Origin of the sequence: Pedobacter sp. L105, assembly GCF_009765875.1 — a bacterium.
In the GTDB taxonomy this organism is placed as follows: domain Bacteria; phylum Bacteroidota; class Bacteroidia; order Sphingobacteriales; family Sphingobacteriaceae; genus Pedobacter.
In genome coordinates, this window is sequence record NZ_LMUP01000006.1 from 198041 (window position 1) to 215051 (window position 17011).

Consider the following 17011-nt stretch of genomic DNA (forward strand, 5'->3'; position numbering starts at 1 on the left):
TCAGTGAAATATCAATTTTTAAGTTTATTGCTGTCGGCTACTTTATTGGGATCTACTGTGAAATCGCAGGAAAAACATTTCCCTTTTGTAGATCCTATGATAGGGTCTGAAGGTTTAGGCAGGGTATTTATCGGCCCCGCCTATCCCTTTGGGATGGTTAAACCTTCACCCGATTGCGGCAGCGGTCCAAACAGCGGCTGGTTGCCCGATGTACCTGTAACAGGTTTTAGTCAGCTGCATGTGAGCGGTACTGGTGGCGGGCCAAAATATGGTAACATCCTCGTGATGCCATTTACCGGCCCGCTGGATTTGCAGGATCAATCTTCCCTTCGTGAAAATGAAACCGTAAAACTGGGTTATTACAGTGTGATCCTTAAAAAAAGCCAGGTTAAAACAGAAATCACTACGGCCGATAAAGTATCATTTTATCAATTCAGTTATCCCTCTGCAGAAAATAAATCACTCAAAATAGATGCTGGTTTTTTTCTCGGAGAGCAGCCTGTTCCGGATTCAAGGGAAGCACAGCAGTTTGTAGGTTCGGAGATTGAACTGGTTTCCCCAACAGAAATCAGGGGCTATAGCCGCATCAGGGGTGGCTGGAACAATGGCCGTGCATATACTGTTTATTTTTATGCAGTGCTCGATCAACCGGTAACCGGTTATGCGAGCTGGAAAGGAACTCATTTATATCCAGGGGCCAGTACACAATTTGACAGTGGCAAGAAAACAGGAATGCTGCTTAAACTGGGTGGCAACACTGCTGCGGTACATATGAAGATCGGTATCTCTTTCCTTAGTTCTTTAAAAGCTAAAGCCAACATAGAAGAAGAAATACCACACTGGGATTTTGACAAGGTGTTAAACCAGCTGCAGGACAAATGGGAGACTTTATTTAGCCGTATAGAAATAGATCCAACTTCTTCTGTTACTGAAAAGGCATTGTTTTATACAGGGCTTTATCATACCATGCTGATGCCTGTGAACCGTACCGGGGAAAATCCTTTATGGACAGACGATCAGCCTTATTACGATGATTTTTATACCCTTTGGGATACTTTCCGTACTTCCAATCCGCTAATTACCCTCATTTCTCCAAAAAGAGAAGTTGAAATTGTAAATGCACTGCTGGATATTTATAAACATGATGGCTTTTTGCCTGATGGCAGGAGCGGAAATGCCAATGGAAGAACGCAGGGCGGTTCTCACGCAGAAACAGTAATTGCCGATGCTTACGTTAAAGGGCTAAAAGGTATTGATTATGAGATGGGCCTGGAAGCGATGTTAAAAGATGCTACTGTTGCTCCCGGAGGCAATGAAGAACAGGAGGGAAGAGGCGGTCTTACGGAATACAACCGTTTAGGTTATGTTCCTTTTTCTGTAGTTCGCTCGGGCAACCGGACAGTAGATTATGCCTACAACGATTACAATATTGCTACCCTCGCTAAAGGACTTAACCATCAGAAAACCTATGAACGTTTTATTGCGCAATCCGGAAACTGGAAAAATCTATGGCGCGATGATTACGTGCATGAAGGTGCCAGAGGGTTTATCATGCCCAAAAATGAAGCAGGTAAATGGCTGGATAGTATTCCTTACGGAAAATCGGAACGGCAGCACCCCACTTATATTTATACTCCTTTAACTCATGAAACACCCTGGTATGCCTGCCACTGGTGCGGCTTTTTTTATGAAGGAACTTCCTGGGAGTATTCTTTAAGCATCCCTCACGAGATCCCGGTATTGATTCAAAAATCGGGGGGTAACGAGGCCTTCAGAATGCGGCTGGATACTTTTTTTGATAAACACTTCTTTAATGTAGCCAACGAGCCCTCTTTTTTAGTCCCTACACTTTATCACTGGATCGGCAGACCTGATTTGAGTAGTCAGCGTATCCGTCAGATTATCGCTGCCAGTTATAATACAGGACACAGAGGATTGCCTGGGAATGATGATTCGGGTGCAATGTCTTCCTGGCTGGCCTTTCACCTAATGGGCCTTTATCCCAATGCTGGCCAGAATTATTACCTGCTAAATTCTCCATTATTAAAACAAACCATATTTCACCAGGAGAACGGGAAAGACTTTAAGATCGTTGCACATGGCTTATCTGCACAGCATGTTTATATCAAATCTGCCACATTAAATGGCAGGAACTTTAACCAGGCCTGGATTAGCCACGATGATATCCTTAAAGGAGGAGAGCTTGTTTTTGAAATGGATTCCCAGCCATCCACTTGGGGCAATACAATTTTACCACCGTTAAGCTTAAAACAATGATGAAGAAATTAATGGTGCTTTTCCTATTAGGTTTAATTGCCAGACAGTCGGAAGCGCAGCAAGCACAAACAGTACCTGTCATCAAAGCGGGTACTAAAATAGAAGAACGTTTTTCATTGTACGGGCAAACTGTTCCAATCAGTATTACCGTGAATGCTTTAACTGACAGCGTGCTGCTCAACTGGACCATCAGGGGGCTCTCTTCCGGCAGTTACCAGATTTCTGCCGCCGGATTTGAAAAAGGAACGAGAATTAATTTTGTACAGCCAGTTCCTTTATCGGTAGTAAAACTCGGCCCGGAAGAAACTTTTGCCATCATTTCCAAAGCTGCTTTTAGAGCCCTGAAAAAAACGCGGAAACTGATGTATAACAATACTACTTATGTATTGAAGGAAAATAATAAAGAAAAACCTTTTACCATTGGCAGCCAGGAGCTGGATGTATTACATGTAACTGGTGTGGAAGAAGCAGGGGATTTATGGATATTGAATGATCCTGAGTTCCCGCTGATCTGCCAGTTTAAAAATAATCCATTGGGTATTGATTTTACGGTTACTGCCATCAAATAGATCGTAACCTATTGCTGATCGTTTACTTCCAGCCAGTGGCCGTCCGGATCCTGGAAATAGATTTGTTTTACGCCATCAGGCCTGATGGTAGGCGCTTTAGCTGTACCTGGCCAGTTGGCGTATTCAATTTTTTCTTTATCCAGTTTGGCGATAAAGGCTGTGATCGAACTCACGCTGAAGCATAGGTGTTCATTTTTATCATAATGGACACCTGCCTGGGCGCCTTTAATTAAATGCAGTTGTCCGGCAGGGCCTAACGATAACCATACATGTTTACCGTCTTTAAAAGGTTCTTCCATTTTTGGTAAATTAAACAGGCCTTCATAAAAAGCAGCGCTTTTATCTAGGTTGGTTACATATACAGCAATATGATTTAATACAGCAGCGGTCTGTTTACCCGAAACGTTTTGTGCGGCAGACTGCTTCATAGAAAGGATAATAATAGTAAATGCGAGTAGGGATGTAATTCGTTTCATACGGATATATTTGGTTTTTTTCTGTTTATAAGAATATCATTCAATATGAGGGTAGTTTATAGCCCTGCATAAGTAATAGTTTCCTGATGTAATTTAATCAAAAAAGCCGTCACCAATAGTATGATGACGGCTTTTTTTTAATGAATTGTTTTACTTAGAACTTATCAAAGAATAATTTGGTACCTGGTACATCGCCGCCTATAGCAGCGCTTGCAGCAGCGTAATTTGCACCATTGATGTTTTGTTCTGCAGCAGGATATCTTAAACGTTCAGGAAAAACAGTTAAAGCAGTAGCAGGAGCTACTAATGCCGGGTAGTCTAATCTTCTTGTTTCTATCCAGGCATCCCATCCGCGGTTGTAAAGGGCAAACCATTTTTGAATACCAATTTTTTGCTTGTAAGTACCGGTAGCAGTGCCATAAGCAACGTTAGGCTGTGCAAGATAAGCTGAAGCTTGTGCTGCAGTTCCGCCCCAATAAGTGATAGAAGCGGTTATAGCGTTGTTATAGTAAGTGGCAGCAGAAGTACCTGTAGCAATCAATTGTCTTTCAGTAGCTTCAGCAAGGTTGAATGCTGTTTCAGAATAATCTAATAACAGGCCCGGAAAGTCCGGTGCTTCAACTTTGTCGCTTACATGTGAAAAATCACCGAAGTTACTGCTCGCTCCCGGAGCACTACCGGAATAAGTATTATTAGGATCTAATGTAAAATAGATCGCTAACCTTGGATCAGTATAGGCCTGCAAATTGGTAACGTATGTAGAACAGGCAACAAAGTCATTTCTTCCGCTTTGTACCAGGTCAACCCATATCGGATTTGTATTCGGTGTAGCACCCAGAAATGCAAATTTAGCATTGTCATCATTTGAAGTGAAAACCCCGGCAGTAACTGCTGCGGTGATGACAGTTTTTGCAGTTGCAGGATCTGAATCAGCAATGGTAATACCCATTTTCAGTTTCAGCGTGTTTGCAAACTTGATCCAGCTTGGTACATCTCCATTATAAATAATATCTCCGGCACCGTAACTTGCAGCGGTAGGTACCATAGCTGCAATATCTGCATCTAATCTGGCTAGGAGATCTTTATATACTGTAGCTGCATCATCGTATTTTGGGAAAAGATTGGTTGGATCTGAGGCCTCTGAATAAGGGGCGTTTCCAAAAGTAGTTAACACATAATAATAGGTGTAAACCTGCAGGATATCAGCAATAGCAATATCATTGGCTTTAACTTTGGCATCCGGAACAGACTGGTCGGTTGGAACAATACCTTTAGCCAGTTTCAGGTTGTAAATGATGTCACGATAAAATGCATTCCAGTCGTTATCCGGGATAGGCCTGGTAATGAAGTTATAGTTACTTTCATCTGTATAAGTAGTTTCCTGCCACATCTGTTCAACCAGACGGAAGTTATTTAAGTTAACATTCGCTGATGTTAGCGTATTAGCTAATGTATGTTCTGCCTGTGTTACCAAAGCGGCTGCCGGAACTGCGGTCGGCGTTTTAGGGTTTACATTGATGGACGTAATATCCTTTTTGCAAGCTCCCAATAGTAAAATTGAAAGGGCTGCTGTTATAATTCTTTTCATTTGTAATTTCTTCTTAGTAGCGATTAAACTTGTTTAATTAATCTTATTTTGATCAGATTAATCTGTTAAAAAGTGAATTTAGCATTCAGTGTAAATGATCTTACAGTAGGGAAAGATCCACTTTGATAACCCTGAACAGTTCCGGAGCTTAAAGATTCTTCAGGATCTGAGTAAGGGATGTTTTTGTGGATAATCCAAAGGTTTTTTCCTACAACTGAGAAGTCTACACTTTTAACCCCACCAATTTGGGTTAACAAGCGCTTAGGTACAGAATAGCTGATCAATGCTTGTCTTAATTTAATATAACCGCCGTCATAAATGAAAGCTGCAGCTGGGTTATGCTCATAGCCGTATAATCCTGTAGAGGTATTGTCAGCACGGATGGTATTTGGTTTTCCATTTGCAGTTACACCTGGTAAAACCACACCTCCGCCATTAGCCAATGAATTTCTGGAAGGGTTACCCAAATCATTAGTACCGGCAGTTTCAGGATATAAACCTGTATCCATACCATAGTAAAGATCCAGTGAGAAGATATCCCCGCCTTTTCTTACATCAATTAAGAAGCTTAAAGTGAAGTCTTTGTATTTGAATGTGTTGGTAATACCACCAGTGTATTTTGGATTTACATTTCCAATAACGTTGTTTGCAGAGTTTGAAATTTCGTAATAACCATCAGCGCCAACTGTTTTTTGCATATTACCGTTTGCGTCTTTAGTGTAAACATAATCAGTTCCGCGAATGGTACCCATTGGTTGGTTTAATGTAGCGTTATAAGTTACACCGCCCTGATAAGCTGCCAATTGGAGATTTGTTGCCTGATTACCGGTTGCATCAGAGTATAAGGCCAGTACCTGACTTCTGTTTCTTGCCCAGTTCACATCCACTCTCCAGGAGAAATCACGGCTTTTAACTGGTGTTGCATTTAAAGCTATTTCGACCCCTCTATTTCTAACAGATGCGGCATTTAAGTAAATAGTACTGTAACCTGTGGCTGTAGATACCGGAACAGGGATTAACTGGTTGTAAGTTCTGCCAGTGTAATAGGTTCCATCTAAGCCTAACCTGTTTTTGAAGAAAGCGAGTTCTGCACCAACCTCATAACTTTTAGTCAGCTCTGGTTTAAGATCTGTACTGAATTTAGTGGTACTGGTAGCAGCTGTAGCAGACGATCCGAATTGTGTATTAAAATTGTAGGTGTCAAAGATGTTATATGGATTGGTATCATTACCAACCTGCGCATAACCACCTCTTAATTTACCATAAGACAACCAGGTGTAGTTTTTCAGTAATTCAGAGAATATAAATCCACCATTAACAGAAGGGTAATAATAAGAGTTACTACCTTTAGGAAGGGTAGATGATTCGTCACGTCTGATGGTTCCGTCTAATACAAACGTATTTTTCCAGCTTAGAGTGGCTCCGGCGAAAAGACCGTCAACTTCTCTTCTTGCATTTGTCTCAGTAGGCGCTGCAGGAGTAGCAACTGAGTTAGAGATCGCGTAAACACCTGGTACAACCAAACCACCGTTAGTTGTGCTGATAATTGACGTTGAAGTTGATTTTCTAATGTTTGTTCCCAGAACACCTTTAATGTTAAAGTCAGCTCCCAGGTTTTTATCGGCAGTAGCTAAGAAATCAAAATTTGTTTCGTTCCAGCCTAAGTTTCTTCTGGTATATCCTGAAACCCCGGTTGTACCTACAGCTCTTCTTTCTTCCTCTAACTGGTTCCAGTTATCAACTGTTACGCGGCCCAAAAGGTTTAGCCAGTCGGTAGCTTTATAATTTAAACTTGCATTACCGAAATACCTGTTGCGGGAGTCAGATTCGTAGTTTTGATATCTGATAAAATAAGGGTTGTCCCAGTAAATTGGAGCCGGATTAGTCACACTGGTTTGATTCCATGTTCTGTTTAGGCCTCCTGAATTAAAATAGGCGTCTTTTTGTTCCTGTATGTCAACGTTGGTCTCGAACCATTGTCTGAATGAATTCAGGATGTTATCCGATTGATAACCACTACCATATCTTCCCAATCCATCAGTTCTGGTGTAATCAATGGAACCTGATGCCGTTAATCTTTTAGTAATGTTATGTGAAGCAGAAAGGTTCATGCTGTTTTTTAATACATTACTATTAGGTTCGATACCAGTTTCGTTATTACGGGTATAACCTAATTTAAATGATCCGTTATCATCAGCACTAGTGATAAATATACTTTGGTTATTGGTAACCGGGTGGGTAAAAAATGTAGCAGGACCATTAGCTGCATTTACCCATGGGGTAGCTTTGCCATAGTTGGCATTGGTCGGGTCAAATGCATCCCATTGGTATACCATCAGTTTTGGATCAAATGGTGCACCATAAGAAGCGTCTTCAGTTAATGGTGTAACCAGATCTTTTTGACCGTCGCCATTGATATCTGCGTAGAAAAATCTTTTGGTTGGATCCTGGTAAATAGCTCCGTAACCTGCGCCATATTGATTTTGGTATTTAGCAAAAGTAGATTTATCAATTGCACCAACGCCAACACCGGCATTAACTGTAATGCCTAAACCTCTTGCCGCTTTTTTAGTGGTGATGATAATTACACCATTGTTACCGCGTGAGCCATATAAAGCAGCTCCTGCTGGTCCTTTTAATACTGTAACCGATTCAATGTCATCAGGGTTAATATCCGATGCAGGGCTACCATAATCATAGCCGCCTGTACCATTGTGTTGTCCTGATGTATTAATAGGATCATTATTAAATGGAACACCATCTACCACAAATAGGGCCTGGTTATTACTGAATAGGGATTTGTTACCACGGATAACCGCATTGGTAGATCCGCCGATGCCGCCGGTTTGTTTAATCTCTAAACCAGCAACCCTGCCGGCCAGCTCAGTTACAAAGTTGCCTGTACGACCCTTACTTACGTCGTCACCTCCAACCTGCTGTGCAGCATATGACTGCTGATTACGTGTTCTTGTGATACCCAACGCACCAACTACCTGTACTTCACCTAATTGGTTAGCAGTGGAGTTAAGAACTACACTTAATACTTCCTGTGAAGTAACTGTTCTTGATAGGGTTGCATAACTGATGGAAGAGAAAACTATTGTTTTGGTTCCTGACTCAGGGACTTTAATGAAGTATTTTCCGTCGGCTCCTGTGATAGCGCCAACTTTTGACCCTTGTAGTTTTACACTTACACCTGGAATGGGAAGGCCATCCTCTTTAGACGTAACAACACCGGTAATTGTCCGGGTTTGTGCGTACACACTTGTTCCGAAGAAAAGTAATAGGCACATGGTTAATTGTAGAATTTTTTTCATTCTAATAATCATTTAGGTTTTATAATAAATAGTTAATGTAAATGTGTTGCCGTTGTTAATTTTGGATTAACCGAATGGACTCATTTACTGATTTTTAAATTTGAGTATTTTTTTTAAGTTTTTCTACTATTATTGAAAATAAATTATTGATGTTATAATTATAGGCGCTTTTTTAGTGATTGTATTATTGTTATTTGTAAAAAAAGATGCGTTTATATGTTTATATGGCAACAATTGCAGTTTTCTATGTATTTGTTGCTATTAATAATTAAAATTGGCTTTTTAAATATCCTATAAACGGTTAATAAAGCGATTTATACCCTTTTTATTAAATATTACCGGTAATAATATCATTTTAATTGCGTAATTATTTAATAAAATGATATTATATATTATTATTTTATGTTTTGTTGTAATATTTTGAGAATTATATCAGAAGTTTTTGTACCATATTAGTGTGTTGTGATCGCACTAAACTTTAATATTATGTCTAATTAGTTGTATTGAATATCTTTTTGTGTTTATAATTATTTATATAAATTAAAATGTATTTTAATTTATATAAATAACATTGTGTATAGTAATATTAAGGTTATAATATAAAAATTTTTACAATAATTTCGTTTATTGAAAGTTGTCAATTTGAGACTGGTAACATTGCTTTAAGGATTGATTTCCGTGATTAAAGGCCTGTTTGATTTTTTATGATCAATTATAAGACCTGATGTTAAATGGCTAAAACTGTCTTCGTAAAAGATTGTTACAGATAAGTATTGACCAGATCAATAAATAACCTGTTTTAAAATAATCACTATGGAAAGCAAGAATGAATATCAGAAAAATGAAGCCATGGGAGGCAGCGATAACAAATCGATCCCTAAAGAAGAAGAGGATGTTCAATTTGAAAATCCAAGCGTAGACCCTGGATTTGAGAAGGGAGATGAGTTGGAAGGATTAGAAGATGAACGGGATGGTGATATCGATTCCAATACAAATATCAGTGAAATGCAAAACGATAAAGAGAACGATGCCCTGAATTATAAAAATGACCGTGAGCACGGTGCTTATAATCCCAAGAACATTTAAGTTGATCTCTATAAATAAAAAAGGCGTCTCAATTTTCATTGAAACGCCTTTTTTATTTTAATTAATCGTCTGACTTAGAACTTATCAAAGAACAATTTAGTACCAGGAACATCACCGCCTATGGCAGCACTTGCAGTAGCATAATTTGCACCATTGATATTTTGCTCAGCAGCAGGATATCTTAAGCGTTCAGGAAAAACAGTTAAGGCAGTAGGAGGAGCTACCAATACCGGGTAGTCTAATCTTCTTGTCTCTATCCAGGCATCCCATCCGCGGTTATAAAGGGCAAACCATTTTTGGGTACCAATTTTTTGCTTATAAGTACCGGCAGCTGTAGCATAGTTAACTGTAGGCTGTGCAAGGTAAGTTGTAGCTTGTGTTGCAGTTCCGCCCCAATAAATGATAGAAGCGGTTACAGCGTCGTTATAATAAGTAGCAGCTGATGTACCTGTAGCGATAAACCCTCTTTCAGTAGCTTCAGCAAGGTTAAATGCAGTTTCAGAATAATCTAATAAGAGACCAGGGAAATCTGCGGCTTCAATTTTAGCACTTGGATGTGAAAAAGTATTGAAGTCACTACTTGCACCTGGAATACCACCAGAGTAACTTCCAGCAGCGTCAGTGGTAAAGAAGAGCGGTAACCTTGGATCAGTATATGACAGTAGATTAGTTGTATAGGTAGTACAAGCAACAAAGTCATTTCTTCCGCTTTGTACCAAATCAACCCATACTGGGTTTGTATTTGGAGTAGCACCTAAATAAGTAAATTTGGCGTTATCGTCATTTGAAGCGAAAACTCCGGCAGTTACTGCTGCGGTAATAACAGTTTTTGCAGTTGCAGGATCTGAATCGGCAATGGTAATACCCATTTTAAGTTTCAACGTGTTTGCAAATTTTATCCAGCTTGGAACATCTCCGGAATAGATGATATCAGCAGCACCATAACTTGCTGAAGTAGCAGTCATTGATGCCACATCTGCATCTAATTTTTTCAGCAGATCTGCATACACTGTAGCTGCATCATCATATTTAGGGAAAAGGTTAGTTGGATCTAAAGCATCAGTATAAGGGGCGTTTCCAAAAGTAGTTAACACATAATAATAGGTGTAAACCTGCATGATGTCAGCAATAGCAATATCATTGGCTTTAACTTTTGCATCTGTGATAGATATGTCAGTTGGAATAATTCCTTTTGCCAGTTTCAGGTTGTAAAGGATGTCACGATAAAATGCATTCCAGTCATTATCAGGGATCGGCCTGGTGATGAAGTTATAATTACTTTCATCTGTGTACGTTGTTTCCTGCCACATCTGTTCAACCAAACGGAAGTTATTTAAGTTAACGTTCGCTGAAGTCAGCGTATTGGCTAATGTATGCTGTGCCTGTGTAAATAACGAAGCTGCCGGAACTGTAGTAGGCGTCTTCGGATTTACATTTAAGGAAGTGATATCCTTTTTGCAAGCTCCCAATAGTAAAATTGAAAGGGCTGCTGTTATAATTTTTTTCATTTATAATTTCTTCTTAATAGCGATTAAACTTGTTTAATTACTTCTTGTTTTATAGATAACTCGTTAAAAAGTGAATTTCGCGTTGAACGTAAATGCTCTTACAGTAGGGAAAGATCCGCTTTGGTATCCCTGAACAGTTCCAGAACTCAAAGATTCTTCAGGATCTGAATAAGGGATGTTTTTGTGGATGATCCAGAGGTTTCTTCCAACAATAGAAAGATCTACACCTTTAACACCACCGATTTGGTTTAACAGGCGTTTAGGTAAAGCATAGCTGATTAAGGCTTGTCTTAATTTGATAAAACCACCATCATACACAAATGCTGCATTAGGATTATGCTCATATCCGTACAATCCTGAGCCAGTATTGTCAGCACGAAGCGTGTTTACTTTGCCATTTGCAGTTACACCTGGTAAAACAACACCACCGCCATTAGCGATTGTATTTCTTGAAGGGTTACCCAAATCATTAGTACCGGCAGTTTCAGGATACAAACCAGTATCCATACCGTAATAAAGATCTAGTGAGAAGATATCTCCACCTTTTCTTACATCGATTAAGAAACTTAAGGTAAAGTCTTTGTATTTGAATGTGTTGGTAATACCACCAGTGTATTTTGCATTAACATTTCCAATTACATTGTTACCACTGTTTGAAATTTCGTAATAACCATCGGCACCAACTGTTTTTTGCATATTACCATTAGCGTCTTTAGTATATACATAATCGGTTCCGCGAATGGTACCCATTGGCTGGTTTAATGTAGCATTATAAGTTACACCACCTTGGTAAGAAGCCAACTGAAGATTTGTTGCCTGCTGACCAGTTGCGTCAGAGAATAAGCCCAATACCTGGTTTCTGTTTCTTGCCCAGTTTACGTCAACTCTCCAGGAGAAGTCTCTTGTTTTAATTGGCGTTGCGTTTAAGGCTATTTCGACACCTTTATTTCTAACAGATGCAGCATTTAAATAAATGGTACTGTAACCTGTAGAAGTAGATACCGGAACAGGAATTAACTGGTTAAAAGTTCTTCCAGTGTAGTAAGTCGCATCTAAGCCTAATCTGTTTTTGAAGAAGGCTAATTCTGCACCAACCTCATAACTTTTAGTCAGCTCAGGTTTAAGGTCAGTACTGAATTTAGTTGTACTGGCAGAAGCTGTAGCAGCCGATCCGTATTGTGTACCAAAATTGTAAGTATCAAAGATGTTATATGGATTGGTATCATTACCAACCTGTGCATAACCACCTCTTAATTTACCATAAGATAACCAGGTGTAGTTTTTAAGTAGTTCAGAGAAAATAAATCCTGCATTTGCAGAAGGGTAATAGTAAGAGTTATTACCTTCTGGAAGGGTAGAAGATTCGTCACGTCTGATTGTTCCGTCTAATACAAACATGTTTTTCCAGCTTAAAGTAGCTCCGGCGAAAACACCGTCAACTTCTCTTCTTAGATTTTGCTCAACAGGTGCTGCAGGCGCAGACACTGAGTTAGAGATCGCGTAAACATTAGGTACAATCAGACCGCCGTTAGTTGTTGCGCTAATCGTTTGGTAAGTTGATTTTCGAATGTTTGTTCCCAGAACACCTTTGATGTTAAAGTCTGAACCAAGGTTTTTATCGGCAGTAGCCAAGAAGTCAAAATTGGTTTCGTTCCAGCTTAAATTTCTTCTGGTATATCCTGATACACCAACACTACCTACTGCTCTTCTCTCTTCTTCTAATTGGTTCCAGTTATCTACTGTTACACGACCCAAAAGGTTTAACCAGTCGGTCGCTTTATAGTTTAAACTTGCGTTACCGAAATACCTGTTACGGTTATCAGACTCGTAGTTCTGGTACCTGATGAAATAAGGATTATCCCAATAGATTGGAGCTGGGTTAGTTACGCTTGTTTGATTCCATGTTCTGTTTAAACCACCAGAATTAAAATAAGCACTTTTCAGTTCCTGAACATCATTGTTCACCTGGAACCATTGTCTGAATGAATTCAGGATGTTATCCGATTGATAACCGCTGCCATATCTTCCTATTCCGTCAGTACGGGTGTAGTCGATAGAGCCTGATGCAGTTAATCTTTTAGTAATATTGTGTGAAGCAGAAAGGTTGATGCTGTTTTTTAATACATCACTATTAGGTTCGATACCAGTTTCATTGTTACGGGTGTAGCCTAATTTAAATGATCCGTTATCATCAGCACTAGTGATAAAGATACTTTGGTTATTGGTAACCGGGTGCGTGAAAAATGTAGCGGGACCGTTTGTTGCAGCTACCCATGGAGTCGCTTTACCATAGTTTGCATTAGTCGGGTCAAAAGCATCCCATTGGTATACTTTTAAACTTGGATTAAATGCCGCTCCATAAGAAGCATCTTCAGTTAATGGATCAACGAGGTCTTTAACACCGTCGCCATTTACATCCGAGTAGAAAAATCTTTTAGTTGGATCTGAATAATAAGCTCCGTAACCACCACCATATTGGTTTTGGTATTTAGCAAAGGTAGATTTATCGATTGCACCAAGGCTAAGGCCTGCATTTACAGTGATGCCTAAACCTCTTGCTGCTTTTTTAGTAGTAATGATAATTACACCATTGTTACCGCGTGAGCCATACAATGCAGCTCCCGCTGGTCCTTTTAATACTGTAACTGATTCAATATCATCTGGGTTGATGTCTGATGCCGGACTTCCGTAATCATAACCACCTGTACCGCTATGTTGTCCTGATGTATTGATAGGGTCATTGTTAAATGGAACACCATCTACCACAAATAATGCCTGGTTAGAGCTGAAAAGAGATTTGTTACCACGGATAACCGCATTGGTAGATCCGCCGATACCGCCGGATTGTTTGATCTCTAAACCAGCAACCCTGCCGGCAAGCTCAGTAACAAAGTTTCCGGTACGACCTTTACTTACCTCGTCACCTTTAACTTCCTGTGCAGCATATGACTGCTGATTACGTGTTCTTGTGATACCCAATGCACCAACTACCTGCACTTCACCCAATTGGTTGGCAGTAGAATTAAGAACTACGTTAACCACTCCCTGAGAAGTGACTGTTCTTTCTATAGTGGCATAACTAATGGAAGAGAAAACCAATGTTTTAGGTCCTGATTCAGAAACCTTGATGAAGAATTTTCCATCTGCACCGGTTACGGACCCTACTTTAGATCCTTTTAATTTTACGCTAACTCCTGGAATGGGAAGGCCATCCTCTTTAGCTGAAACCGTACCCGTAATGGTAGTGGTTTGGGCGTAACTCTGCATAATAAATAGCAGAAAACAGAAACAACTTAGTAAAGTTTTTTTCATTTGTTCAGTTTTGAATGTTTAGATAATTTAGTTAATAGTGTAGTTAAGGCCAGCAGAATTAAGATTGCTGTGGTATGTTCCGGTATTAAATGCCGGGATGCCTTTTGTGAATACCAGTTTTTTGTGAATTTAACGACGTGCAACTTTTTAGGTTCGACGGTGCACATCGAATCAAAGAATCCGTAAGGATTCCTCTCTTTTAAGATAAGTTTAGGTTTAGTTAATAAATGTTAATAATACCAAAGCTAACGAAAAATACTTATGAGTTTGACAAAAAATCAATATAAATAATATTTTTTTGAGATTCTAATTGTGAATTTTATATAAAACATGCGTTATACAGTGATTAAACGCAAAAAATCATACTATTTATAATGTTTTTTGGTGAATTTGTAAAAACTATGATTTTACCTTTACAAGGTGCTGTGAGGGTGTATTTTATGATATTATTAACCAATGGTCATCAGGAATACTATTTTAATAAAAGAATATTAATATATTTCCGGCTCCATTTGGTGGTATTCAAATTTCAGCGTGAAATGTATAATAAATATAAAGTTTGGCTATGGGCAGCGGTAATTGTGCTGGCATCCTGTAAAAATAAAAAAGAGGAAACACAAGCAGCGGTGAGCGCGGTAGATTCTACCACAGTAAAGGCACCGGAAGTTCTTGCCTATAAGGTTGCGGGTACTTTAAAACATGATACTGCAGCTTATACAGAAGGGTTTGAACTCTATGGCAATAAACTTTATGAGGGAACAGGAACTTTTGAAAATTCATTTATATCTATCGCAGATACGAGCACTGGTAAAATTGAGAAAAAGTTCCCGCTGAAAGATAAGAGCTTATATGGTGAGGGAATTTCTATCCTGAACAATCAGCTTTTTCGACTGACCTATCAAAACCACATCGCTTATGTGTATGATTTAAAAGACCTGACTAAGCCTACCGGTACATTCAAATGGCCTTATGAAGGATGGGGGATGACAAATGATGGGAAAAACCTGTACGTAAGTGTGGGTAGTTCTTTTATTTACAAGCTGGACCCTAAGTCATTCGCTGTAATCGGCCAGATCCAGGTAACGGATGATTTAGGTACTGTAGATAACCTGAATGAACTGGAATATGTTAATGGATTTATATATGTGAATAAATGGCAAACCACTAAGATATTAAAAGTAGATGTTTCAACCGGGCATGTAGTAGGTACTATTGATTGTTTTGGTTTGCTTTCACAATACGCACCTAATTATACGCCTACTTCCAGTGATAGTGTACTTAATGGGGTAGCCTGGGACAAAACACATCAGCTGTTATACGTTACAGGTAAAAACTGGCCACTGATCTTCAAGTTAAAATTACCTTAAGGATCAGCTCTGTCAATTTACAGACCAGTGAGTAAAGATTGATTACTTTGTAGCAGTTTGTTTATAAACCCTTACATAGTCTACTAACATTTGGGCCGGCAGTTTTGTATCGTCAATTTTATTGCCTGGAAACTGACCGCCTACTGCCATGTTTAGAATGATATAGAAGGGTTTTTGAAAGGCCCCGGTATTGTTGATGTTATTGGCAATATTAGCAGTTACATATAAAGTGCTGTCCACATACCATCTGATACTATTTGCATTCCACTCAACGGCATATACATGGTAATCTGCAGGCGTGGTAGTTGTTGTCAATCCGTAATTGGCCCCATTGTCCCAATGTATAGTTCCGTAAATCAGGTTATCGGCATTTACATGTTCCATAATATCAATCTCACCGCAATCGGGCCAGCCAACTTTAGGGAAATCAGTACCCAGCATCCAAAATGCAGGCCATAATCCCTGTCCCAAAGGCATTTTGATACGGGCCTCAATCCTGCCATATAGGGAGCTTACCTTATTCAGGGTATTCATGCGGGCTGAAGTGTAAGCCATACCGCCTGCATTTTCTTTTTTTGCAGTAATCACAAGGTTACCGTTACTCACTGTAGCGTTTGCAGCCTGGTAGTACTCCAGTTCACCGTTTTGTCCCGCTCCGGGATCAAACGCCCAGTTAGCTGAATTTACTGCGGTCCCGGTAAATTCATCAGCCCATACCTGGGTATAAGTGGTGCCTGAAGCAGTAGTAATTTGACTGGTAGGAGAAACTGCAGGCTTATTATTTTGCTGTGCATCCCCTTTTTTGCTGCAGGAAACCATTAAGAGTGTAATTGAAAATATTCCTGATGCAATCAGGCGACAGGTAAAGTTGTTTTTCATGGGATAAGATTTGCCGGAACTAATATCGGAAATTAATAAATGACAAATCAATACTTATTTAATATGAGTGCAATGATATTGTTTTTATATTTTAATGAAAAGAAATAAATATAGGTTCAAACTTTAAATAAGTCTGTTTATCCTTTGCTTTTTGAATAATTGCTTAAGGCAATTTCATGGATATTACAGGAAATGGTTTACCTATTGCGTCAATTTCAGAGCGTTCGGTGATCACAAATCCTAAATAATTATAAAAGTCGCAGGCTTGTTTATTCTGTTCATTGACATCGACTTCATTAACCCCCAGGTGCTGGTAAACATAATTGATCAGCGCAATTCCTATTCCTGTACCTCTGACTTCAGGCAAGATAAATAACAAACGAATTTGCTTGCGGTTAATTGCTATGAATCCTAGAATATGTTGATCTGTTCTTACCCCATATAGCTTTAGCTGGTCGAGATACTCAGTGCTGATCAGTAATTTGTAAACCTGGATATCGGCCTCTGATAAAAAATGATGTGTTGCCCTAACAGAAGATTCCCAAAGGTTTAGAATTTCGGGGTAGTCTGAAACGGTAAGTTTATCTACTAAATGGTTTTTGAACATGAATAAAGCATTGCCCAAAAGTTAT

Annotated in this window: 11 protein-coding genes; 4 read left to right on the forward strand and 7 right to left on the reverse strand. The window is 39.3% G+C overall.

The genetic code is table 11. The features are described 5' to 3' along the window. Positions 1–3: 3 nt before the first annotated feature. Both GSQ84_RS13090 and GSQ84_RS13095 read left to right on the forward strand, forming a co-directional pair. Positions 4–2277 carry a GH92 family glycosyl hydrolase gene (locus tag GSQ84_RS13090; protein ID WP_158797720.1) on the forward strand — a complete coding sequence of 758 codons (2274 nt, stop codon included), beginning with the start codon at positions 4–6 and terminating at the stop codon, positions 2275–2277. After that, positions 2274–2846, forward strand: a complete 573-nt coding sequence (locus GSQ84_RS13095; RefSeq protein ID WP_158797721.1) for a hypothetical protein — start codon at positions 2274–2276, stop codon at positions 2844–2846. Before GSQ84_RS13090 ends, GSQ84_RS13095 begins: the two co-directional genes overlap by 4 nt. Positions 2847–2854: 8 nt before the next feature. On the opposite strand, the gene GSQ84_RS13100 is transcribed toward GSQ84_RS13095, so the two are convergent. The 3 genes from GSQ84_RS13100 to GSQ84_RS13110 all read right to left on the reverse strand — a co-directional run bounded on the left by GSQ84_RS13100 (position 2855) and on the right by GSQ84_RS13110 (position 8227). Continuing rightward, positions 2855–3322, reverse strand: a complete 468-nt coding sequence (locus tag GSQ84_RS13100; protein ID WP_158797722.1) for a VOC family protein — start codon at positions 3320–3322, stop codon at positions 2855–2857. 154 nt (positions 3323–3476) lie between these two features. Next, a complete protein-coding gene (locus GSQ84_RS13105; protein WP_158797723.1) occupies positions 3477–4910 on the reverse strand; it encodes a SusD/RagB family nutrient-binding outer membrane lipoprotein in 1434 nt (477 codons plus the stop codon). Positions 4911–4975: 65 nt separating this feature from the next. Further along, positions 4976–8227 carry a SusC/RagA family TonB-linked outer membrane protein gene (locus GSQ84_RS13110; protein WP_158797724.1) on the reverse strand — a complete coding sequence of 1084 codons (3252 nt, stop codon included), beginning with the start codon at positions 8225–8227 and terminating at the stop codon, positions 4976–4978. Between the two features lie 813 nt (positions 8228–9040). Between GSQ84_RS13110 and GSQ84_RS13115 the strand changes: the two genes are divergently transcribed. Next, positions 9041–9313 (forward strand): hypothetical protein, encoded by a 273-nt coding sequence (locus GSQ84_RS13115; RefSeq protein ID WP_158797725.1) that lies wholly within the window; start codon positions 9041–9043, stop codon positions 9311–9313. Positions 9314–9387: 74 nt separating this feature from the next. On the opposite strand, the gene GSQ84_RS13120 is transcribed toward GSQ84_RS13115, so the two are convergent. Further along, positions 9388–10821 (reverse strand): SusD/RagB family nutrient-binding outer membrane lipoprotein, encoded by a 1434-nt coding sequence (locus GSQ84_RS13120; protein WP_158797726.1) that lies wholly within the window; start codon positions 10819–10821, stop codon positions 9388–9390. Positions 10822–10884: 63 nt separating this feature from the next. After that, entirely contained in the window at positions 10885–14133 is a 3249-nt protein-coding gene (locus GSQ84_RS13125) for a SusC/RagA family TonB-linked outer membrane protein (RefSeq protein ID WP_158797727.1), read from the reverse strand. Between the two features lie 539 nt (positions 14134–14672). On the opposite strand from GSQ84_RS13125, the gene GSQ84_RS13130 reads away from it, so the two are divergent. Beyond that, a complete protein-coding gene (locus tag GSQ84_RS13130) occupies positions 14673–15500 on the forward strand; it encodes a glutaminyl-peptide cyclotransferase (protein ID WP_158797728.1) in 828 nt (275 codons plus the stop codon). A 42-nt stretch (positions 15501–15542) separates the two neighbouring features. On the opposite strand, the gene GSQ84_RS13135 is transcribed toward GSQ84_RS13130, so the two are convergent. Next, positions 15543–16379, reverse strand: coding sequence for a family 16 glycosylhydrolase (locus GSQ84_RS13135; protein WP_158797729.1), 837 nt, complete (start codon positions 16377–16379; stop codon positions 15543–15545). Between the two features lie 163 nt (positions 16380–16542). Continuing rightward, on the reverse strand, positions 16543–16986 hold the full coding sequence (locus GSQ84_RS13140; protein ID WP_158797730.1) for a GNAT family N-acetyltransferase: 444 nt from the start codon (positions 16984–16986) through the stop codon (positions 16543–16545). Between the last annotated feature and the right edge of the window lie 25 nt (positions 16987–17011).